Raw genomic sequence first — 21,007 nt, 5'->3', positions numbered from 1 at the left:
ACGCGCAGAATGACGGTGGCGCAGGCCGTCGTCGAATACCTTTCCCGGCAGTACACCGTGGACACGGTGGGCGGCGTTGACTACCGTGAGCGGCTCATCCCGGGCACGTTCGGGATCTTTGGGCACGGCAACGTGGCCGGCGTGGGCCAAGCGCTGAAGCAGTACCAGCAGCTGGACCCGGCACTGATGCCGTACTACCAGGGCCGGAATGAACAGGCCCAGGTCCACCAGGCCGTGGGCTACGCCCGGCACACCCGCCGCCGACAGACCTACGCCATCAGCACCTCCATCGGCCCGGGTTCCTCCAACCTGTTGACCGGTGCCGCGCTGGCCACCACCAACCGGTTGCCTGTCCTGCTGCTGCCGTCCGACACGTTCGCCACCCGCGCCGCCGACCCCGTGCTTCAGCAGCTCGAACAGCCGTACGCCTACGACATCACCGTCAACGACGCGTTCCGGCCGCTGTCCAAGTTCTTCGACCGGGTGAACCGGCCGGAGCAGCTGTTCTCGGCGTTCCACCACGGCCTGCGCGTCCTGACCGATCCGGCCGAAACGGGCGCGGTGACGATCTCCCTGCCGCAGGACGTCCAAGCCGAGGCCTTCGACGTCCCGGCAGAGTTCCTGGCCGAGCGTGAGTGGCGGATCCGCCGCCCGGACGCCGACGACGAGGACATCGCCCGCGCCGCCGCAGCCATCCGGGCCGCGAAGCGCCCGCTCATCATCGCCGGAGGCGGCGTCCTCTACGCCTACGCCAACGACGAACTGGCGAAGTTCGCCGAACTGACCGGGATCCCGGTGGGCAACACCCAGGCAGGCGTCGGCGTCCTGCCGTGGGACCACCAGTTCTCCCTCGGTGCCATTGGCTCCACCGGCACGACGGCGGCCAACGCCATCGCTGCCGGGGCGGACCTGATCATCGGCATCGGCACCCGCTACGAGGACTTCACCACCGCGTCCCGGACCGCGTTCCAGAACCCGGACGTGCGCTTCGTGAACATAAACGTCGCCCCCATCGACGCGTACAAGCACGGCACCACGCTGCCGATCGTCGCCGACGCCCGCAAGGCCCTGGTCAAGCTCAACGCCGCCCTGGGCGGCTACCGGGTCGGCGCAGACCTGGAACAGAAGATCGCCGCGGAGAAGAAGCGCTGGAACGCCACGGTGGACGAAGCCTTCGACACCCGCTACACCCCGCTGCCGGCCCAGAACGAGATCATCGGCGCCACCAACCGGGCCATGGACGCCCGCGACGTGGTCATCTGCGCCGCCGGGTCCCTGCCCGGTGACCTGCACAAGATGTGGCGGGTCCGGGACCCGTTCGGCTACCACGTCGAATATGCCTACTCCTGCATGGGCTACGAGATCCCCGGCGGCTTGGGCGTCAAGCGTGCAGCAATCGCCGAAGCGGCCGGCACGACGGCGGCAGGCGGAGTTGGTGGGGAAGCGGCCCAGGTGCGGGACGTCGTCGTGATGGTGGGGGACGGCTCCTACCTGATGATGCACACCGAACTGGTCACCGCCGTCGCCGAACGCATCAAGCTGATCGTGGTCCTGATCCAGAACCACGGCTACGCCTCCATCGGCTCCTTGTCCGAATCCCTCGGTTCACAGCGGTTCGGCACCCAGTACCGGGCGCTGAACGAGGAACAGCACAGCTTCGACGAGGGCGAGACCCTGCCCGTGGACCTGGCCCTGAACGCCGAGTCCCTGGGCGTGAAGGTCATCCGGATCGAACCGGGGGAAAAGGTCATCGCCGAACTCGAACAGGCCATCCGGGATGCGAAGGCCGCCCCCGAGAACAGTGGCCCGATCCTGATCCACGTCGAATCCGACCCCCTCCTGGACGCACCGTCCTCCGAATCCTGGTGGGACGTCCCTGTCTCCCAGGTCTCCGAACTGGACTCCACCAAACAGGCCTTCCAGACCTACGTCGACCACAAGTCACGCCAGCGCAAACTGCTCGGCTAACCACGCTTTTTCACTACTCAAGGAAGAGTCCCATGACTGCCACCACCACCGAAACAACGGTCATCAACCACTTCATCAACGGCACCGAGACCGCCGGCGAAGGCGACCGCACCACGAACGTGTACAACCCGGCCACCGGCGCCGTGACCGGCGAACTGCGCCTGGCCAACCGCGCTGACCTGGACACCGCCGTCGCCGCCGCCCGCAAGGCCGCCGACACCTGGGGTGACATTTCCCTGGCCAAGCGCACCGCGGTGCTGTTCAAGTTCCGCGAACTCGTCGCCGCCCACGTGGACGAACTCGCCCAGCTGGTCACCGCCGAGCACGGCAAGGTCCTCTCCGACGCCAAGGGCGAGATCGGCCGCGGCCTGGAAGTGGTCGAGTACGCCTGCGGGATCCCCACCCTGCTCAAGGGCGACTACTCCGACCAGGTTTCCACCGGCATCGACGTCTTCTCCTTCCGCGAACCCCTCGGCGTGGTCGCCGGCATCACGCCGTTCAACTTCCCCGTGATGGTGCCGCTGTGGATGGCCCCGATGGCCATCGCCACTGGCAACGCCTTCATCCTCAAGCCCTCCGAACGCGACCCCTCCGCCTCGCTGCTGCTGGCCAAGCTGTGGAAGGAAGCCGGGCTGCCGGACGGTGTGTTCCAGGTCCTGCACGGCGACAAGGAAACCGTTGACGGGCTGCTGACCCACCCGGACGTGGACGGCATTAGTTTTGTTGGGTCCACCCCGATCGCGCAGTACGTTCACGAAACCGCCACCAAGCACGGCAAGCGCGTCCAGGCCCTGGGCGGTGCGAAGAACCACGCGATCATCCTGCCCGACGCCGACCTGGACAACGCCGCCGACCACCTCGCGGCCGCCGCGTTCGGCTCCGCCGGGGAACGCTGCATGGCCATCTCCGTCGCGGTCGCCGTCGGAGACGCCGCCGATGCCCTGGTCGCCAAGGTCCAGGAACGCGCCGAAGCCGTCAAGGTCAACAACGGCACCGAACCCGGCGCCGAAATGGGCCCGGTCATCACCCCCGCCTCCAAGGAACGCATCGTCAAGATCGTCACCGAAGCTGAAACCGCGGGCGCCGCCATGGTGGTGGACGGCCGCGACCTGGTGGTCCCCGGCCACGAAAACGGCTTCTGGGTTGGCCCCACCGTCCTGGACCACGTCAAAACCGAAATGAGCGCCTACCGGGAGGAAATCTTCGGACCCGTCCTGGTGGTGGTCCGCGTCGACACCCTTGAGGACGGCATCACGCTGATCAACGCCAACCCCTACGGCAACGGCACCGCCATCTTCACCTCCTCCGGCGCGGCCGCCCGCAAGTTCCAGCGCTCCGTGACGGTGGGCATGATCGGCATCAACGTCCCCCTCCCGGTGCCGGTGGCCTACCACTCCTTCGGCGGCTGGAAAGCCTCCCTCTTTGGCGATAAGCACATCTACGGACCCGAAGGCGTCAGCTTCTACACCCGCGGCAAGGTAGTCACTTCCCGCTGGCCCGAAACCCACCACGCCTCCGGCGCCTCCTACAACTTCCCCTCCAACTAGTCCCCACCGCCGCCCTCGCCTCGCAAGCTCGGCCAGGGAACCCTGGCGGCGTGGGCCCTACCCGTCGATTGCTCCGTAATTGTCGTTTTGAGCGTCCAAAACGACAATTACGGAGCAGCCGATGCAAAGGAAAAGACAATGACTGAGAACAAGCTGATCATCGGCACGGCGCCGGACTCCTGGGGCGTCTGGTTCGCGGACGACCCCAAGCAGACCCCGTGGGAACGCTTCCTCGACGAGGTGGCCGAGTCCGGCTACAAGTGGATCGAACTGGGCCCGTACGGCTACCTGCCCACCGACCCCACCCGCCTGGCGGAAGAACTGAAGCAGCGCGACCTGCAGATCTCCGCCGGCACCGTCTTCACCGCCTTCCACCGCGGCCTGGACCAGTGGGAAACCGCCTGGGAACCGGCCCGCAAGGTTGCCGAGCTCACCGCGGCCATGGGCGGCGGCCACATCGTGGTCATCCCGGCCATGTGGCGGGACGACGTCACCGGCGAAGCCGTGGAGAGCGGCACGCTGAGTGAAAAGGCCTGGGACGACCTGTTCGCCGGCCACAACCGCCTGGGCAAGACCCTGCTGGAAGACTTCGGCCTGAAGCAGCAGTTCCACTCCCACGCCGACTCCCACGTTGGCGCGCAGACGGACATCGAAACGCTGCTGGCCGCCACCGATCCCCAGTACCTGAACCTCTGCCTGGACACCGGCCACGCCGAGTACTGCGGCGCCTCCAGCCTGGAACTGATCAAGAACTACCCGGACCGGATCGGCTACCTGCACCTGAAGCAGATCAACCCGGACATCCTCAGGAAGGTCAACGAGGAGAACATGACCTGGGCAGCTGCCAACCTGGCCGGCGTCATGACCGAACCGCCCAACGGACTCCCTGACCTGCGCGCGGTCATCGAAGCCGTGGAAGCGCTCAACCGGCCCATCTTCGGCATCGTGGAACAGGACATGTACCCCGTGGCCTTCGATGTACCGATGCCCATCGCCAAGCGCACCCGCAACTACCTGCTGTCCTGCGGTTCCCGCACTGCCGTCAGCTAACCCGCCCCACAGACACCACAAAGGACAGAACAATGACTGAAACCCTCCGCGTTGCCGTCATCGGCGCAGGCCGCATGGGCGCCGACCACATCCAGCGCATCAGCAAGCGCATCCACGGAGCCGAAGTTGCCGCCGTCGTGGACGTGGACCTTGCCCGCGCCCAGGCCGCTATTGAAGGCATCCCGGGCGCCGTGGCCCTGGCGGACGCTGACGAGGCCCTGAACAACGGCGACGTCAACGCCGTCCTGATCGCCACCCCCGGATTCCTGCACGAGGACATCCTGCTCAAGGCCCTCGCCAGGGACATCCCGATCCTCTGCGAAAAGCCGCTCACGCCCGACGCCGCATCGTCCTGGAAGATCGTCGAAGCCGAGGTGGCGCTGGGCCGCCAGCGGATCCAGGTGGGCTTCATGCGCCGCTTCGACGCCGAATACGCCACGCTGGGTTCGATCATCCGCAACCACGAACTCGGCGAGCTGCTGATGCTGCACCACCAGCACCGCAACCCGAGCACCCCTGAGGGCTTCACCAACGAGATGCTCATCAACGACTCCGTGGTCCACGAGTTCGACGCCATCCGCTTCTTCACCGGCGAGGAAATCACCAGCGTCCAGGTCCGCCTGGGCAAGGCCACCAAGAACGCGCCGTCCGGCCAGCACGACCCCCAGCACGTCTTGCTGGAGACCGAATCAGGCGTCCTGGCCGACGTCGAAATCTACGTCAACGCCAAGTTTGGCTATGAGGTGGCTACCCAGGCCTCCTTCGAAGACGGCATCGTCAGCATCGGCGGCGACAAGGGCCCCTACACCCGCAGCTCCGGCCGCTGGGGCGGCAACGTCACCCCCGGCTTCGAGGAGCGCTTCGGAGCGGCGTACGACGTCGAAATCCAGTCCTGGGTGGACGCGGCACTTAAGGGCGGAATCGGCGGCCCCTCCGCCTGGGACGGGTACGCCACCGCCGCCTGCTGCGAGGCAGGCGTCGAAGCGCAGAAGAACGGCGAAAAGGTCGCCGTGAAGCTGGCTCCGAAACCCGACCTCTACAAGTAACCAGGACCGGAAAGGGGGCGGAGCCATCCGTCCCCTTTCGTGTCTCCACCCTTCCTGATCCACAATGGAGTGTTTACGTGAAAATCGCACTTGACCCCACCCCGTTCCATCACTCGCACAGCCTGCTGGAGTTCCCCAAGGTGGTGGCCGACCTCGGCTACAAGTACATGCAGATGACCCCGCACGCGGACTTCATCCCGTTCTACAACCATCCCAAAGCGGACGACGAACTGGTGGGCCAGCTGGGCAAGGCCTGCAAGGACGCCGGGATTGAAATCGCCTCCATCCTCCCCGTGCTCCGCTGGTCCGGGCCCGACGAGGACGCCCGCGAAGCCGCCGTCCGCTACTGGAAGCGCGCCATCCAGATCGCCGTGGACCTGGGGGTCAGCACCATGAACACCGAGTTCAGCGGCCGGCCCGAGAAGGCGGAGGAGTCCGAGCGGGCGTTCTACCGGTCCATGGAGGAACTGCTGCCGATCATCGAGCGTGAAGGCATCGACCTGCTCATTGACCCGCACCCGGACGACTTCGTGGAGGAAGGCCTGGCCGCCATCCGCGTGATCCGGGGCGTGAACTCGAAGAACGTGGGCATGGTCTACGTGGCCTCGCACAGCTTCCACATGAAGAACTCTCCGCTGGACATCATGCGGGCCGCGGGGGACAAGCTGCGCCTGGTCCACGTGTCCGACACCATGGACCACCACGCCTCGCACGGACTGCGGTACATCACCAACCCGCCGGGCAACCCGGTCCGCGTCCACCAGCACCTGAAGATCGGCGACGGCGACGTCAATTGGGACGAATTCTTCGGCGGCCTGAAGGAAATCGGCTTCCTCGACCGGGAGGACACGGTGATGGTGTCCAGCGTCTTCGCTGAGGACGAGAACGCCGAAGAAGTGTCCCGCTACCAGCTGGAGACCATGAAGCAGTACGTCCAAAAGGTAAGCCTATGAGTTCGCCTGTTTCCGGGAAGGCAGCTGTCAAGCAGCCAGGCAACCATCAGCGGGCCCTGCGGACCGTCACCATCATCTCCACCTTCGGCGGCCTGCTGTTCGGCTACGACACCGGGGTGATCAACGGCGCCCTGCCGTACATGCAGGAGGACCTGGGCCTCACTCCGCTGACCGAAGGCCTGGTCACCTCATCCCTGCTGTTCGGCGCCGCCTTCGGCGCCCTGTTCGGCGGACGCCTGGCAGACCGCAACGGCCGGCGCAAAATGATCATGGTGCTGGCGGTCATCTTCCTCGCGGGCACCATCGGCTGCACGTTCTCGCCCAATACCGAGGTAATGATCGCCGCCCGCTTCATCCTGGGACTCGCCGTGGGCGGGGCATCGGTGACCGTGCCCGTGTACCTGGCGGAGGTATCGCCGAGCAACCGGCGCGGCCGGATCGTCACCCAAAACGAACTCATGATCGTCACCGGACAGCTGCTCGCGTTCATCTTCAACGCCTACCTGGGCAACTCGTTCGGTGAATCGCACGGCATTTGGCGCTGGATGCTGGTCATTGCCACCCTGCCGGCCATCGCGCTGTGGATCGGGATGAACTTCATGCCCGAGAGTCCCCGCTGGCTGGCTTCCATCGGCAGCTTCGGCGAGACGCTCAGCGTGCTGCAGCGGATCCGGTCGCAGGAGGAGGCCCGTAAGGAGTTCGAGGAAGTCAAAGCCATGGCCGTGGAGGACTACAAGTCCAAAATGGGTTCATGGAAGGACCTGGGCATCCCGTGGCTCCGCCGGATCTTCGTGGTGGGCCTGGGCCTCGCGGTGATCCAGCAAATCACGGGCGTGAACTCGATCATGTACTACGGCACCCAGATCCTCTCGCAGTCCGGTTTCGGCCGGGAAGCTGCCTTGACGGCCAACATCGCCAACGGGGTCATCTCGGTACTGGCCACGTTCGTGGGGATCTGGCTGCTGGGCAAGGTGGGGCGGCGCAGGATGCTGATCACCGGGCAGGTGGGAACCACCACGGCACTGCTGCTCATCGGCTTCTTCTCGCTGATCCTGCCCGAAGGCTCCGCCCGGGGCTTCGTTATCCTGGCCCTGACCGTAACGTTCCTGGCGTTCCAGCAGGGTGCCATTTCCCCGGTGACGTGGCTGATGCTCTCGGAAATCTTCCCGCTGAAGATCCGCGGCCTGGGCATGGGAGCCTCGGCCTTCCTGCTGTGGATCGTGAACTTCCTGATCGGGTTCGGGTTCCCGCAGCTGCTGGCCGCCATCGGCATCTCCAACACGTTCTTCGTCTTCGCAGTCCTGGGCGTGGGGGCCATTGCCTTCGCCGCGAAATACGTTCCCGAGACCAAGGACAAGAGCCTGGAGGACCTGGAGCACTACTTCAAGAACGTAGCCGGCGGCAAAGCTGAGGTGTCCGCCGCACAGGTTTCCTGACCGGACCAGCACGCCCGGTTCCCCACAGCAACGCCCCCATGAGGATCCTCGCGGGGGCGTTGTTGTTGTCCTAGGCGCGTGCGTGCAGCCGCGGCAGCGCATCCACCAGCGGTGCCAGTTCCGGAATGGCCAGGGCCGCGTCCAGGGCACGCTCCAGCGTGGCGTCGTGGACCGGCCGCGCTTCCGCGAGCAGGCTGCTTCCACTGGCGGTGAGCTCGGTGTAGATGCCGCGGCGGTCGTCGTCGCACAGAATCCTGGTCAGCAGGCCACGGTCCTCCAGGCGGTTGACCAGCCGGGTGGTGGCGCTGGGGCTCAGCGCCGTGGCGCGCGCCAGCTGCTGCATCCGCATGTGCCACCCGTCCTGCCGGCTGAGGGCATCCAGCACCGTGTACTCCACCACGGAGAGCTTCGACTCCGCCTGCAGGCTGCGTTCCAGTTCGTTTTCGATCAGCCCGTGCAGGGCTGCGAGGGTGCGCCAGCCCTGGGCACGGACCTCAACGGCGTCGTCCTTGATGCCCATGGTTGCTCCTTCGAAGATGGCGTAGGACGCCATCCATTGCTCCGGTCATAGATAGTTGCTTGCGCGGCATATTTGCATGTGCAACAATAAATACCGCGTCTGCAACTATCTTAGGCGCCTTCCCGCCTCGGGAACAACCACGAACAGCTCAAAGGAGCATTCTCATGCCTGTTGGCCTGATAGCACTCGCCCTGGGCGGGTTTGGCATTGGACTCACGGAATTCGTGATCGCCGGCCTCCTTCCGCAGGTTGCCGCGGACTTTGCAGTCGGTGAAGCGTCCGCAGGCTGGTTCATCTCCGGCTACGCACTCTCCGTGGTGGTGGGAGCGCTGGGCCTAACCGCCGCGGTGACCCGCTTCCCGCGCAAACCCGTGCTGGCTGCATTGCTGGTCCTGTTCATTGCCGGAAACCTGCTCTCCGCCACCGCGGACGGTTATTGGGCCATGATGCTGGGGCGCATCATCGCAGCCCTTTCGCATGGCGCCTTCTTTGGAATTGGGGCCGTGGTGGCGGCCGGTATGGTTCCGCCCAGCAAGAAGGCGGGTGCCATAGCGCTGATGTTCACCGGGCTGACGGCGGCCAATGTCCTGGGAGTACCGTTCGGAACCCTGCTGGGCCAGGCCGCCGGGTGGCGTGCCACTTTCTGGGCCATCACCGTCATTGGCGTAGCCGCGCTCGCCGGCATTCTTGCACTCGTCCCCGCGTCGGCTGGTGCATCCGACGAGGCAGGCAGCCTCCGCTCCGAACTTCGCGCCTTCCGCTCCGGGCAGGTATGGCTGTCCATCGTGGTCACCGTCCTGGGCTTCGGCGGCATGTTTGGAGCGTTCACCTACATCGCCTACACCCTCACGGAGGTATCAGGATTCGCTGCCTCCACGGTGCCGTGGCTGCTGATCGTCTTCGGCGTGGGCCTCTTCGCGGGCAACACCCTGGGCGGTAAGGCCGCCGACCGCAACGTGGACCGGACGCTGCTCGTGGTGCTCGCCGCGCTGACCGTGGTCATGGTGGCCTTTGCCCTGACGGCGGCCAATCCCGTCCTGACGGTCATCTCGCTGGTCCTGATGGGCGGCTTCGGGTTTGCCACCGTACCGGGCCTGCAGATGCGGGTCATGAAGTACGCCTCCGGTGCTCCCACACTCGCCTCCGGCGCCAATATCGGTGCCTTCAATGTGGGCAACGCCCTGGGCGCCTGGCTGGGCGGCGTCACCATCACCGCCGGGTTCGGCTACACGTCGCCCATCTGGGCCGGCGCCCTCATCACCCTTGCGGGCGTTGCCGTCATGGCGTTCGCCGCGGCAGGCGCCAGGCGGAGCGAACAGCGCCGCGGTGGCCGCGGCACGGTCCAGGCCGCGGAGGAGCTGGTCAGCCGCTAGGCGGAGGGGTCGGACGAGCGGCGCACCATCAGGGCGGGTTCAAGCTTCCGGGTCACGGCTGGTCCGGCCGTCCCGGCAATCCGCTCCAGCATGGTTTGCGCCGCCAGCCGGCCCAACTGTCCGGCATGCTGGTCGATGGACGTCAGGCCAATCAGCGGTGAGGCGCCCACTTCGATGTTGTCGCAGCCAACGATCGCCATGTCGCCCGGGACGGACAGTCCCCGGGACGCCAGGGCCTCCATGATGCCAATGGCGGTGAGGTCATTGTGTGCAAAGACTGCCGTGGGAGGCGTGGCACCCGAATCGAGGAACTGCTCCATCACGGCCCGGCCGCCGCGTTCGGTCATGTCGCTGTGGACCAGTTGCGGCTCCAGTCCGAATTGCTTCATGGCGTGCAGGTAGCCCTCCCGCCGGGCCGTGTAGGGGAGCCAGTCAGAGATGTCCACGTGGGCAATCCGCCGGTGCCCCAGGTGGTACAGGTGCTCCACGGCGAGCGACCCGGAACGGAAGTCGTCGGTCAGGACGGAATCCACGCCGTCGGCCTCCAGCTCCCGGGTGATGACGACGGCGGGCGTCCCGCGCAGGGCCCCGGCCAGCTCCTCCGAGCTGCCGGTGTAACCGGCCAGCAGCACGCCGTCCACGCGAAGGTCCACGAAGGAACGGACGGCCTCCAGTTCCGTTCCGGGATCAGCGGAGCCGACGGCGACCATCACCTGGTTGCCGCTGCCCGCCAGCCCGTCGGTGATGCCGTCATAAATATCGGCGAAGACGGAGTTGTGCAGGTCCAGGAACAGGACGCCCAGCGTGTTGGTGCGGTGGCTCGCCAGGCGGCTGGCCAGCCTGTTGGGGGAGTAGCCCAGGGCGGCGGCGCTTTCCAGCACCGCCGTCCGCTTTGCGGGCGAAACCTTGGGGGAATCGCGCATCACCAGGGACACCAAGGCGCGGCTCACCCCGGCGTCGCGTGCCACGTCCTCCATGGTCACCGACCGCGGCGAAGGGGAAATCTGTTTCACAGAACTCCACTATGCCAGTCGCTGGCAGCCTGCCGGGCTGCCTACGCCCCGAACGGCAACCGGGGGTCGATGTTCTGGCTCTCCCACGTCTGCCGGACCCAGCCGTGGTGTGGGTCGTCGCTAATCAGCCACTCCCGTACCGGCCCAGGGCCGGCCATGACGTTGAGGTAATAGAGGTCGTAGCCGGGTGCGGCCATGGCCGGGCCGTGCCAGCCGTAGGGGACCAGGACAACATCCCCGGTCCGTACTTCTGCGGAAACGTCGATGGGGCGCTCATCGGAGGCGTAGACGCGCTGGTAGCCGATGGCATCGGCGTCGGCAGGTGCGCCGGATCCAGCTCCCACCTGGGTTTCGAAATAGTAGATCTCCTCAAGGGAGGTCTCGCCGTCCTTCTCCTCGTCATGCTTGTGCGGAGGGTAGGAGGACCAGTTGCCGGCCGGGGTGAGGACCTCGCACACGATGAAACGGTCGGCTTCCAGTGCGGCGGGGGTGCCGAAGTTGTGGACCTGGCGCGAGCAGTTGCCCGCCCCGCGCAGCTCCACCGGCGTTTCCGCCGCGGACACCAGGCGGGTGGGGTGGGACGCCTGGGCCGGCGCGGTGGCAACCGCCACCCTGCCGCCGTCGGCCGAGCTGATGCTGACGGCGCGGCCGGTGCCGCAGTACAGCACATCCGTCGGGCCGGCGAACACCGAGCGGCGCCCCGCCAACGGGTAGTCCGTGCCGTCCACGGTCACCGTGAAGGACCCGTTGAGGGGCACCACGATCCGCTCCTCATCCGCGGCGGGAAGTTCGACGGCGGCGCCCGCCGACAGGGTGGCCACCTTCAGTCCGGTGTGCGCCCAGCCGTCCACGGCAAGGGAGGAATCGGAGGTTCCGATGGACACGTCCCAGGCGCCGTCGGCGGCGGTGCCCAGGGGATAGACCCAATTGGTCATGGAGTTGGCTCCTTGGTTAGCGCTGTACGAGTGTCATTTCAAAGCTGTAGGAATCGGCGCGGTACACGTGGTGGCCGGTTTCAACCCGGCGGCCGGTATCGTCCACGGCGGTGCGTTCCATGGTGACCAGCGCCGAGCCCTCCGGGGTGTCCAGCATGGATGCCTGGTAGTCATTGGCGGTCATGGCACCGATGCGCTGGGTGGCAAGCCGGAAGTTCACGCCGCCGCGGCGAAGGATCGAATAGAGGCCTTCAGCCTTGAGCATGGCCTCATCCATCTCCGCGATGTCATCACGCACCCAGTTCTCCATGAGGGCCAGGGGTTTGCCGCCCACCCTCCGCAGCCGGGTGAAGTGGTACACCTTCGAGCCCGCGGGAAGCTGCAGCGTGGTGATCGTGGCGTCGTCCGCCTCCAGATGCGAGAAGCTCAGCACCTCGGTGGTGGGCTTCTTGCCGTTGTTGGTCAGGTCGTCGTAGAGGCTGGACAGCTCCAACGGCCGGCGGACCTGGCTGGACACCACCTGGGTTCCTACGCCCCGCTTGCGGACCAGCAGGCCGGACCGGACCAGTTCATCCATGGCCTTGCGCATGGTGGGCCGGGACAGGTTGAGCTGGGCGGCAAGGTCGATCTCGTTGTCCAGCCTGCTGCCTGGCTCCAGCACCCCGCTGTAAATCGCCGCCTCAATGCCCTGGACCACCTGGTGGTACAGGGGCACGGGGGAGGAGCGGTCGATGTTGAGTCCCAGGTTGTTCGCCACGGTGCGTTCCCTTGTCTTCGGTGTCTGCGCATTCCCCTCGTGGGAGGCTGCGCCAGCGGACACTTTGCCGCTATATGTTCGCTTGATAGGACATACTTTCCTTCTCGATCGTAGCAGGCAGGTCAGGGGGGTCAAGAGGGGTGTCAGTAAGGAGGGGCGAAGGAGGGGCGAAATTAAATTGTGCTGACATTAAGACTTTCTCTTGACGGGAACAATTAGAGCGCTCTAACGTTAGTGGCACGCATCACATTCCTGACCGGGTCTTCCGGTCCCCGAGAGAATTTGAGAGGCAACAATGCTGTTGCAGAAACACACCATGGGCGCCACCGGCAGCAAGCGCCGCGGGTACCTCGCCCGGCTCACTGTCATCTCCACCCTGGGCGGCCTGCTCTTTGGGTACGACACCGGCGTGATCTCCGGCGCCCTGCTGTACATGAACGACTCCCTCAACATGAGCGCCGTCGAGGAAGCAACCGTGGTGAGCGCGCTGCTGTTCCCGGGTGCCGCCGTCGGCGCCCTCACCGGCGGCCGCATGGCCGACAAGCTGGGCCGCCGCGGCTCGCTGCTGGTCTGCGCACTGCTCTTCCTGCTCGGTGCCATGGGCTGCGCCCTTGCGCCCACCGTGACCTTCATGATTGCCGCCCGCATCGTGCTGGGCCTCGGGGTTGGTGCCGCCGCCGTGACATGCCCGCTGTACCTGGCCGAGATGGCTCCCGCCCATCTTCGCGGCCGGATGGTCACCATCAACGAACTCATGATCGTCACCGGCCAGATGCTCGCCTTTGCCATCAACGCCCTTCTCGACGCCCTGATCCACGACAATGAGGTCTGGCGCAGCATGCTGGGCATCGCGTCCATCCCTGCACTCGCACTGCTCGCCGGCATGCTGTTGCTTCCAGAATCCCCGCGCTGGTACGCCATCCGCGGCCGCCTGGAAGACAGCCGCCGCGTCCTGAACCTGAGCCGCAGCCCGGAAGAGGCAGCGGCCGAATTCGAGGAAATTGCCCTCGCAGCACGCACCGCCAAGGAAGAACGCGGCCACGCCCTCCGCGACCTCCGCAACAACCCCTGGATGCGCCGGCTGCTCTGGATCGGCATTGGCCTGGCCACCGTCCAGCAGGCAACAGGCATCAACACCGTGAACTACTACGCCCCCACCATCCTGGAAAAGAGCGGGCTTGGCGTCAGTGCCTCGCTTGTGGCCACCATCGGCGTCGGCGTCACCTCAGTCCTCATGACCATCCTGGGCATCTGGCTGCTCGGCTTTGTCGGGCGCCGCCGGATGCTGGTCATCGGATTCTCCGGTGTGGTCGGCTCCCAGGCCCTGCTGGCCATCGTCTTCCTCCTCCCGCAGTCCGACCTTGCCAGCTACACCATCCTGGCCGCGATGATGCTGTTCGTTGCCTTCGTCCAGTGCTTCATCGGCACCTGCGTCTGGCTCCTGCTCTCCGAAATGTTCCCGCTGGCCATCCGCGGCTTCGCCATGGGCATTGCGGTCTTCGCGCTGTGGACCGTGAACGCGGCCATCTCCTTCCTGTTCCCGATCGTGGTCAATGCCCTGGGATCCACCGGTACGTTCGGACTCTTCGTCCTGGTCAACCTGGCCTCCCTCGCGTTCGTCATCAAGTTCGTGCCGGAAACCAAGGGCCACTCCCTTGAGGACCTCGAAGCGCACTTCCGCGATGGTGAGGTTCCGGCAAAGGTCTCCGCTTAGCGACGCCTTACCGCGGCATCGCGCGGCTCACGGCGGGGTTGGACCGTGCCCGTCCGGTATCAACCGGACGGGCACGGTCCGGCCCCGCTTTTTGCGTGGGGTGGCCTAGGCTGGCTCCATGATGTGGAGCGCGGGGCAGCAACCATGAATTTCGCCGGAAGCCTTGGTCCCCGCCCCCGCAACCTCGAAGTCCAGGACCTTGCCAGCTTCGACAGCCTGGTGGCCGGCGGTGCGGTCAACCTGCACGGCTGGCACGCGCAGTCGCTGGACCTGCGGGGCCGGTCGGCGGCACTCAAAAACGTCAGCGTCGAGGGCGCGATGTTCCTGGGCTGCCTCTTCGACGACGGCATGGAAGCCAACCTCCGCAGCCGCGGCGCCCTGATCTTCCCGCGCCTGGAGGGCGTCCCCTTCGACCCGTACCGGGCCGTCCTGTACTCGCCGGCCGAGCTGTACGCGGGACTGGCAACCGCGCCGTATGAGGAGCTGCCGGATGCGCGCATCTATCACTGGAGCATCCAGCCTGGCCAGCGCCACCGTGTGGACTCAACGCTGGCCTCGGCCCTGCATGACCACGCCATCGGTGATGCGCTGGATGAGCTGACCCGGTCTGCAGCGTGGCCCCGCCGCTCAATCGTCGGCGTGATGGGCGGCCACGCAGCGCCCCGCGGCAGCCGGGAATTTGCGGACGCTGCCCGGCTGGGCAGGCTCCTTGCCCTCGACGGCCACTCGGTGGCAACGGGCGGCGGCCCCGGGGCCATGGAGGCGGCGAACCTCGGGGCGTACCTCAGCCGGGCCTCGGACGACGAGGTGCAGGCAGCACTTGCCGCGCTCGCCGCTGTTCCCGGCTTCCGTCCCTCGGTGTCGGCGTGGGCGCGTGCGGCGGCAGCCGTCGTCGAACGCCATCCGGACGGGACGCCGTCCCTCGGGATCCCCACCTGGTTCTATGGACACGAACCGCCCAACTACTTCGCCACGCACATCGCCAAGTACTTCGCCAATGCCATCCGCGAGGCCATCCTGCTGGAGCTGTGCCATGGCGGAATCGTCTTCCTGCCGGGAGCGGCCGGCACCGTCCAGGAGATCTTCCAGGACGCCTGCGAGAACTATTACGGTGCCCGCGAAAAGGTCGCACCCATGGTGCTGGTGGGCCGCCGGCACTGGGAGCAGGAGTACCCGGCCTGGCCCATGCTCAGGAGCCTGGCTGCAGGCAGGGCCATGGCGGACTACATCCACCTGGTGGACACGGTGGATGAAGCAGTGGAGGTCCTCCGGCAGCGCTGAACGCTGCCGGAGGACCTCCACGAAGGGTCCTTTGCCTGGTGCTAGCCGACGGCCGTGCCGAAGAGCAGGCCCAGCAGGTACGTGATGGCTGCCGCGCCCAGGCCGATGGCAAGCTGCCGCAGGCCGCGGGTGAGCGGGGACGTGCCGGACAGCAGGCCGACGGCGGCACCGGTCGCCAGGAGCGCGATTCCCACCAGGGCGCCCGCCACTACGAGGGCAGCGACACCGGTGAGGCCGAACAGGAACGGCAGGATGGGAACGATGGCGCCGGAGGCGAAGAAGCAGAAGCTGGACAGCGCCGCACCCCAGGCCGTGCCCACTGCTTCATGCTGGTCCTCTTCCTCCGGCAGGTCCGGCTGCAGGGAAAGGCTGGGATCGCAGTCGCAGGGCAGCAGGCCCATGCGCTCGGCCACCCGGTGTTCGGCCGCTTCCCGGGACATGCCGCGGGCCAGGTACACCAGGAGCAGCTCGTTGTGCTCGAGGTCAAGCTGCGGCGCGGCCGCCAGCGTCACCTGCGTGGGCCGGGTGGCCGCCAGCAGTTCCCGCTGGGAGCGGACGGAAATGAATTCGCCCGCGCCCATGGACATGGCGCCGGCCAGGAGCCCGGCGATGCCGCTGAGCAGCACCACGCTGCTGGCCACGCCGGACGCGGCCATGCCCATCACCAGGGAGAGGTTGCTGACCAGGCCATCGTTCGCGCCAAAGACCGCGGCGCGGAAGGTGCCGGCCAGGCGGTTGCGGCCACGGGTGGCCAGGCCCCGCACTACTTCCTCATGGATCTGTTCATCGGCGGCCATCGCAGCGGTGGCGTTGGGGTCTTTGGCGTAGGGGGAGCGGCCCTCGGCGCGCTGGGCCAGGGCCAGGACAAACACGGAGCCGAAGTGGCGGGCCAGGAAGCCGAGGAACCGGCTGCGGGCGGAGGCACTCTTCGGCTTGCCGGCGTGCTCGCCCAGCAGTGCGAGCCAGTGGGCCTCGTGCCGGCCTTCGGCCTCGGCCAGGGCCAGGAGGATGGACCGTTCCTCGCCCTCGCGGTTCTGGGCCAGGTCCCGGTAGACGGCGGCTTCGGCGCGCTCATCGGCCAGGTACTGGCGCCACCGCTTGATGTTCGACGGCGAGGGCTGGGTTGGGTTGGCGGCCTCCGGGGGCGTGGCATGGGATTCGGGCTGGGCGTGCTGCGACACTGTAACTCCTGGGCTGGAAAGGGCATGAACTCGCGCCTTTGCCCTGCCAGCCTACTGCGGATTTCCGCGGTTTTTTGGCTGGCAAACCTCGCTGGGAAGTTTCGGTTTACCTTAAAACCGGCGGTGCCCGCGCCCGGGTTGCAGGCTCTTCTCCGGGTCCGCTGCGGCTATTGACCCGTCCGCCCGGCCGGTGCTCTGATGAAGGTGTGGCGCAGGCTGCGCCCTACCTGAAAGAGCACGTCAGGCGAATATACGGAGGTTGAATCATGAGCACCACCGGACAGCACCCGGACATGCCGCACCTGGACGCCGTCGAAGCGGACCCCGCCTACGACTACGCCGAGGATGCACCGGTAGACGACGCGGACTGGGACGCGGAGGACGAGTTCATCGACGAGGAAGAGCCGGTGGTCCAGCCGGCCCCGGTAGTCATCGACGCCGAGGACCGTGAGGTCCCGCTGGATGACTACGAGCGCGACACGGGGGAGTAGGACTTACGACGACGGCACCTCCTTTCGCTGCAGGGCGAAAGGAGGTGCCGTCGTCGTGCTTCAATCCCTGCAGGTCAGCGGCCGGCGAGGACTTCCTCCGGAGTGCCTTCCTGTTCCTGCCCGGAAACGCGGCGCTGCCACGCGCGCATGACCGCGGGATCGGTGGGGCGCGTGAGCAGCGAGGCGGCAACGTACACAACGGCTGAGCTGAGCAGGCCGTAGTAGATGGGTTCGTTGGCGTAGATGCCGTCCAGCGGAACCTCGGCATTGATCTCAAGGATGATCATGGTCCCCAGGGTCACCACGGAGCCGACCGCCATGGATGCCGCGGCCGCCGGGCCGGTGCCGCGCTTCCACACCAGCCCGCCGAGGATGGCCACGAGGAGGCCGCCCACCAGGATGTCGTACGCAATGGTCAGGGCCGCGACAACGTCCTTGGTGACGATGGCGATGACAATGGCCACGATGCCCAGCGCCAGGACCCAGATCCGGTTGGCCTTGACGTCGTGTTCTGGGTTTTCGGTGTCTCCGGTGTTGACCGTCTTGCCGAACCAGCCGGCCACGAACGGCAGGACGTCGGCGCGGGCAACGGTGGCGGCGGCGATCAGGGCGCCGGAGGCGGTGGACATCATGGCCGCCACGGCAGCCGCCAGGACCAGGCCGCCGATGCCGATGGGCAGGATGTTCTGGGCAACCTCGGCGTAGACGTCGTCCTTCGCGGCGATCTTGACGTTGGATAGTGCAACGTTGGCGGCCATGCCGATCAGGGAGCCGGCAACACCGTAGAGGATGCAGTAGATGCCTGCAGTGGCGCCGCCCCAGCGGGCCACCTTGGGGGTCTTGGCGGTGAACACGCGCTGCCAGATGTCCTGCCCGATCAGCAGGCCCAGGGTGTAGACCACGAAGTAGGTGATGATCGTCTGGATGCCGATGCCGTCGATCTGGAAGAAGCTGGCGTCCACCCGGCTGCGGATCCCGTCCAGGCCGCCGGCGGCGTTCAGCGTGAAGGGCAGCATCAGGAAGAAGATGCCCACGGTCTTGATGACGAACTGGACCTGGTCCGCCAGCGTGATGGACCACATGCCGCCGATGGTGGAGTACACCAGCACGATGGCGCCGCCGATGCCGATGGCCAGTGCCCGGTCAAGGCCGAAAAGAACGACGAAGATGGTGGCGTAGGCGCCCGTGGAGGTGGCGCAGAGCATCAGCGTGTAGGCGAGCATGACGATGCCGGACGCCTCGGTGGCCCTGCTTCCGTAGCGGAGCGTGAGCATCTGGGACACCGTGTAGATCTTCAGCTTCTGGATGGTTCCGGCAAAGAGCAGGCTCAGGAGCAGGACGCCCGCACCGATGGCCACCACCAGCCACATCCCGGAGATGCCGAACTTGTAGCCAAGCCCCACGCCGCCCACGGTGGACGCTCCGCCCAGGACGACGGCGGCCATGGTTCCCGTGTACAGGAACGGGCCCAGGCGGCGTCCGGCCACCAGGAAGTCGCTGTTGTTCCTGGTGCGGGACTTGCCCCACCAGCCGAAGGCCAGCATCGCGAGAAGATACACCACCACAATGGCGATGTTGATGGCACTTGCATCCATAAATGGCTCCTTGGAGCTGTTGGGGCCGGGTGTGGGACCTTGGGCAGGAACGCCCGGAACCGCCGCGGACGAATACGGAGAGGGTCCTGCAATTGCCTTATAGGCAACAGGAGTTTCCAAAGACTAGGGTGTGACGTGCGTGACAGTCAAGGAGGCCGCGCCTGCAGCCGCGCGGGTGTGGCATGCGCGCGTCACAAAAGCGGTGCCGATTAGTATGGCTCGAGAGTGGAGCCGGACTGCCGGCCGTGAAAGGTTCGTAGATGAAGGCACTGCCAGTTGAGCCGAGCAATGTCCCCGTTGCCATCGGCTCCAGGATCCGGGCCGCCAGGCAGTCCCAGCGGCTCACCATCGAGCAGGTAGCGGATGCCACCGGCCTGACCAAAGGCTTCCTCAGTCGGGTGGAGCGGGACCTGACATCACCGTCCGTTGCCTCCCTGGTGACGCTGTGCCAGGTGCTCTCCATCTCCATCGGCGACCTTTTCGTGGCACCCGAAACCCACCTGACCAAACGCAACGACGGTCCCCGGATCTCGCTTGGCGGCCAGGGCATCGTGGAGCGGCTCCTGACGGCCCGCTCGGAGCGGCGGGTCCAAATCATCCAAGCGGTGATCGAGCCGCACGGCCGCGGTGAGTCCGAGCTTTACGCCGTGGACTGCGACGTGGATGTCCTGCACGTCATCAAGGGTTCCATCAAGCTCATCCTCACCAACGAGGAATACGACCTCGAGACGGGCGACACCGTGACCTTCCCGGGACGGGAACCACACACCTGGGTCAACCCCAGCGACAAGCCGGTCGAGGTGCTCTGGGTCCTGGTGCCCGCCGCGAGCCGCTGACCCGCTGATTGCACGCTCCTGCCGGCTTTGGTCCGGCGTCACGTGGAACACTCTTTAAGCCGTTGCCTGCCTGGCTTTCCTTTAGAATCCGGGTTTCCCGCAGCTTTCGGCTGCCCAAAACGTGCTCTGCGTGACGGGGCATCCCAGGGCGGGGATGGCTTAGTAAACACCTGATGCTCATTAGAAAACCGCGGTGTATGATGGCAGTCACACAGTCCCCTCAACTCCTCGAAGGAGAGGCCTCCATTGGAAGAGCTGCGCATTGAAGCCAACGGCAACCTTGGCCCCATCGATTCATCCCGGATCCCCCGCTATGCCGGAGCTGCCACGTATGCCCGCCTTCCGCGGCTGGACCAGGTGGCCAAGGCTGATGTGACGGTGGTGGGCGTGCCTTTCGACTCGGGCGTTTCCTACCGTCCGGGCGCCCGCTTCGGCGCAAACCACGTCCGCGAGGCCAGCCGCCTGCTGCGCCCCTACAACCCCGCCTGGGACGTCAGCCCGTTCGAGAACATCCAGGTGGCTGACGCGGGGGACATGGCGGTGAACCCGTTCAATATCAACGAAGCCATTGAGACCATCCAGCAGAACGCACTGGACCTCACGGCGGCCGGGAGCAAGCTGCTGACCCTGGGTGGCGACCACACCATCGCCCTGCCGCTGCTGCGTGCCGCCGCCGAGCGTGCCGGCGGACCCATCGCCATGCTCCACTTCGACGCCCACCTGGATACCTGGGACACCTACTTTGGCGCCGAATATACCCACGGCACGCCCTTCCGCCGCGCAGTGGAAGAGGGCATCCTGGACACCGAAGCCATCAGCCACATCGGCACCCGCGGCCCCCTGTACGGGAAGAAGGACCTCGACGACGACCACCGCTTCGGCTTCGGCATTGTCACCTCCGCGGACGTCTACTACCAGGGTGTCCTGGAGACCGTGGCCAAGGTCCGGGACCGCATCGGCAGCCGCCCGCTCTACATCTCGGTGGACATCGACGTCCTGGATCCGGCCCACGCGCCCGGTACCGGCACCCCCGAAGCGGGTGGCATTACCAGCCGTGAACTCCTGGAAATTATCCGGGGCTTCCGTGGAATGAACCTGGTGGGCGCCGACGTCGTCGAAGTCGCGCCCGCCTATGACCACGCCGAGATCACGGGTGTGGCGGCGAGCCACGTCGCGTACGAACTGGTGACCCTCATGGCGGACAACGCAGTCCCCGGCAGCCGGTTCGGGGCAGAGACCGGGTACCAGGCCCAGGCGCTCGGCCAGGAGGCCCGGCGCCCCGCCGGTTTCGCGGCCGCCGGCAAGGAGTAG

Annotated in this window: 18 protein-coding genes; 12 read left to right on the top strand and 6 right to left on the bottom strand. The window is 66.4% G+C overall.

The window, feature by feature from the left end:
* The first annotated feature begins 9 nt into the window (after positions 1 to 9).
* The 6 genes from iolD (at position 10) to PUN51_RS16565 (ending at position 8,000) form a co-directional block, all read left to right on the top strand.
* A complete protein-coding gene (gene iolD / locus PUN51_RS16590) occupies positions 10 to 1,968 on the top strand; it encodes a 3D-(3,5/4)-trihydroxycyclohexane-1,2-dione acylhydrolase (decyclizing) (RefSeq protein ID WP_275181841.1) in 1,959 nt (652 codons plus the stop codon).
* A gap of 32 nt (positions 1,969 to 2,000) precedes the next feature.
* Positions 2,001 to 3,515, top strand: a complete 1,515-nt coding sequence (locus tag PUN51_RS16585; RefSeq protein ID WP_275181840.1) for a CoA-acylating methylmalonate-semialdehyde dehydrogenase — start codon at positions 2,001 to 2,003, stop codon at positions 3,513 to 3,515.
* Between the two features lie 138 nt (positions 3,516 to 3,653).
* Entirely contained in the window at positions 3,654 to 4,565 is a 912-nt protein-coding gene (locus PUN51_RS16580) for a sugar phosphate isomerase/epimerase family protein (RefSeq protein ID WP_159632819.1), read from the top strand.
* A gap of 32 nt (positions 4,566 to 4,597) precedes the next feature.
* Positions 4,598 to 5,611: a Gfo/Idh/MocA family protein gene (locus tag PUN51_RS16575; RefSeq protein WP_159632818.1), complete on the top strand. Its 1,014-nt coding sequence runs from the start codon at positions 4,598 to 4,600 to the stop codon at positions 5,609 to 5,611.
* 77 nt (positions 5,612 to 5,688) lie between these two features.
* Positions 5,689 to 6,564, top strand: coding sequence for a sugar phosphate isomerase/epimerase family protein (locus PUN51_RS16570; RefSeq protein ID WP_275181839.1), 876 nt, complete (start codon positions 5,689 to 5,691; stop codon positions 6,562 to 6,564).
* The gene (locus PUN51_RS16565) at positions 6,561 to 8,000 is read left to right on the top strand and encodes a sugar porter family MFS transporter (RefSeq protein WP_275181838.1); all 1,440 of its coding nucleotides are present in this window, start codon (positions 6,561 to 6,563) and stop codon (positions 7,998 to 8,000) included. The genes PUN51_RS16570 and PUN51_RS16565 overlap by 4 nt, the downstream gene beginning before the upstream one ends.
* Before the next feature lie 70 nt (positions 8,001 to 8,070).
* Here PUN51_RS16565 and PUN51_RS16560 read toward each other — a convergent pair whose 3' ends face one another.
* Positions 8,071 to 8,520 carry a MarR family winged helix-turn-helix transcriptional regulator gene (locus PUN51_RS16560; protein ID WP_275181895.1) on the bottom strand — a complete coding sequence of 150 codons (450 nt, stop codon included), beginning with the start codon at positions 8,518 to 8,520 and terminating at the stop codon, positions 8,071 to 8,073.
* A 164-nt stretch (positions 8,521 to 8,684) separates the two neighbouring features.
* On the opposite strand from PUN51_RS16560, the gene PUN51_RS16555 reads away from it, so the two are divergent.
* Positions 8,685 to 9,893, top strand: a complete 1,209-nt coding sequence (locus PUN51_RS16555; RefSeq protein WP_275181837.1) for an MFS transporter — start codon at positions 8,685 to 8,687, stop codon at positions 9,891 to 9,893.
* Here the strand turns inward: PUN51_RS16555 and PUN51_RS16550 are convergent.
* Genes PUN51_RS16550 through PUN51_RS16540 form a run of 3 tightly spaced genes read right to left on the bottom strand, consistent with a single transcriptional unit; the run spans position 9,890 to position 12,598 of the window.
* Positions 9,890 to 10,906, bottom strand: a complete 1,017-nt coding sequence (locus PUN51_RS16550; protein WP_275181836.1) for a LacI family DNA-binding transcriptional regulator — start codon at positions 10,904 to 10,906, stop codon at positions 9,890 to 9,892. The genes PUN51_RS16555 and PUN51_RS16550 overlap by 4 nt on opposite strands.
* Positions 10,907 to 10,947: 41 nt before the next feature.
* Complete coding sequence (gene iolB / locus PUN51_RS16545) at positions 10,948 to 11,841, bottom strand: 5-deoxy-glucuronate isomerase (protein WP_275181835.1); 894 nt, start codon at positions 11,839 to 11,841, stop codon at positions 10,948 to 10,950.
* Between the two features lie 16 nt (positions 11,842 to 11,857).
* Positions 11,858 to 12,598 carry a GntR family transcriptional regulator gene (locus PUN51_RS16540; protein WP_275181834.1) on the bottom strand — a complete coding sequence of 247 codons (741 nt, stop codon included), beginning with the start codon at positions 12,596 to 12,598 and terminating at the stop codon, positions 11,858 to 11,860.
* A gap of 295 nt (positions 12,599 to 12,893) precedes the next feature.
* On the opposite strand from PUN51_RS16540, the gene PUN51_RS16535 reads away from it, so the two are divergent.
* On the top strand, positions 12,894 to 14,312 hold the full coding sequence (locus PUN51_RS16535; RefSeq protein WP_275181833.1) for a sugar porter family MFS transporter: 1,419 nt from the start codon (positions 12,894 to 12,896) through the stop codon (positions 14,310 to 14,312).
* Between the two features lie 144 nt (positions 14,313 to 14,456).
* The gene (locus tag PUN51_RS16530; RefSeq protein ID WP_275181832.1) at positions 14,457 to 15,593 is read left to right on the top strand and encodes an LOG family protein; all 1,137 of its coding nucleotides are present in this window, start codon (positions 14,457 to 14,459) and stop codon (positions 15,591 to 15,593) included.
* A 41-nt stretch (positions 15,594 to 15,634) separates the two neighbouring features.
* On the opposite strand, the gene PUN51_RS16525 is transcribed toward PUN51_RS16530, so the two are convergent.
* On the bottom strand, positions 15,635 to 16,774 hold the full coding sequence (locus PUN51_RS16525; protein WP_275181831.1) for a VIT1/CCC1 transporter family protein: 1,140 nt from the start codon (positions 16,772 to 16,774) through the stop codon (positions 15,635 to 15,637).
* 266 nt (positions 16,775 to 17,040) lie between these two features.
* On the opposite strand from PUN51_RS16525, the gene PUN51_RS16520 reads away from it, so the two are divergent.
* Complete coding sequence (locus PUN51_RS16520; protein WP_275181830.1) at positions 17,041 to 17,265, top strand: hypothetical protein; 225 nt, start codon at positions 17,041 to 17,043, stop codon at positions 17,263 to 17,265.
* Between the two features lie 74 nt (positions 17,266 to 17,339).
* Here the strand turns inward: PUN51_RS16520 and PUN51_RS16515 are convergent, their stop codons facing one another.
* Positions 17,340 to 18,860 carry a sodium:solute symporter gene (locus tag PUN51_RS16515; RefSeq protein ID WP_275181829.1) on the bottom strand — a complete coding sequence of 507 codons (1,521 nt, stop codon included), beginning with the start codon at positions 18,858 to 18,860 and terminating at the stop codon, positions 17,340 to 17,342.
* 260 nt (positions 18,861 to 19,120) lie between these two features.
* Between PUN51_RS16515 and PUN51_RS16510 the strand changes: the two genes are divergently transcribed.
* Together PUN51_RS16510 and speB are read left to right on the top strand one after the other, a co-directional pair.
* A complete protein-coding gene (locus PUN51_RS16510; RefSeq protein ID WP_275181828.1) occupies positions 19,121 to 19,696 on the top strand; it encodes a helix-turn-helix domain-containing protein in 576 nt (191 codons plus the stop codon).
* Positions 19,697 to 19,942: 246 nt separating this feature from the next.
* On the top strand, positions 19,943 to 21,007 hold the full coding sequence (gene speB, locus PUN51_RS16505) for an agmatinase (protein WP_275181827.1): 1,065 nt from the start codon (positions 19,943 to 19,945) through the stop codon (positions 21,005 to 21,007).

Origin of the sequence: Arthrobacter sp. NQ4, from assembly GCF_029077345.1 — a bacterium.
Classification (GTDB): Bacteria; Actinomycetota; Actinomycetes; order Actinomycetales; family Micrococcaceae; genus Arthrobacter.
The sequence above is the reverse complement of the archived record's forward strand: the minus strand, read 5'-3'. Positions and strand labels throughout refer to the sequence as shown.

Bases quoted from the DNA above. Each gene is read 5' to 3' on its own strand.
- PUN51_RS16585 (WP_275181840.1), top strand. From the start codon at position 2,001: ATGACTGCCACCACCACCGAAACAACGGTCATCAACCACTTCATCAAC.
- iolD (WP_275181841.1), top strand. From the start codon at position 10: ATGACGGTGGCGCAGGCCGTCGTCGAATACCTTTCCCGGCAGTACACC.
- iolB (WP_275181835.1), bottom strand. From the start codon at position 11,841: ATGACCAATTGGGTCTATCCCCTGGGCACCGCCGCCGACGGCGCCTGG.
- PUN51_RS16565 (WP_275181838.1), top strand. From the start codon at position 6,561: ATGAGTTCGCCTGTTTCCGGGAAGGCAGCTGTCAAGCAGCCAGGCAAC.
- PUN51_RS16555 (WP_275181837.1), top strand. From the start codon at position 8,685: ATGCCTGTTGGCCTGATAGCACTCGCCCTGGGCGGGTTTGGCATTGGA.
- PUN51_RS16520 (WP_275181830.1), top strand. From the start codon at position 17,041: ATGAGCACCACCGGACAGCACCCGGACATGCCGCACCTGGACGCCGTC.
- PUN51_RS16535 (WP_275181833.1), top strand. From the start codon at position 12,894: ATGCTGTTGCAGAAACACACCATGGGCGCCACCGGCAGCAAGCGCCGC.
- PUN51_RS16575 (WP_159632818.1), top strand. From the start codon at position 4,598: ATGACTGAAACCCTCCGCGTTGCCGTCATCGGCGCAGGCCGCATGGGC.
- PUN51_RS16530 (WP_275181832.1), top strand. From the start codon at position 14,457: ATGAATTTCGCCGGAAGCCTTGGTCCCCGCCCCCGCAACCTCGAAGTC.
- PUN51_RS16560 (WP_275181895.1), bottom strand. From the start codon at position 8,520: ATGGGCATCAAGGACGACGCCGTTGAGGTCCGTGCCCAGGGCTGGCGC.
- PUN51_RS16515 (WP_275181829.1), bottom strand. From the start codon at position 18,860: ATGGATGCAAGTGCCATCAACATCGCCATTGTGGTGGTGTATCTTCTC.
- PUN51_RS16510 (WP_275181828.1), top strand. From the start codon at position 19,121: ATGAAGGCACTGCCAGTTGAGCCGAGCAATGTCCCCGTTGCCATCGGC.
- PUN51_RS16580 (WP_159632819.1), top strand. From the start codon at position 3,654: ATGACTGAGAACAAGCTGATCATCGGCACGGCGCCGGACTCCTGGGGC.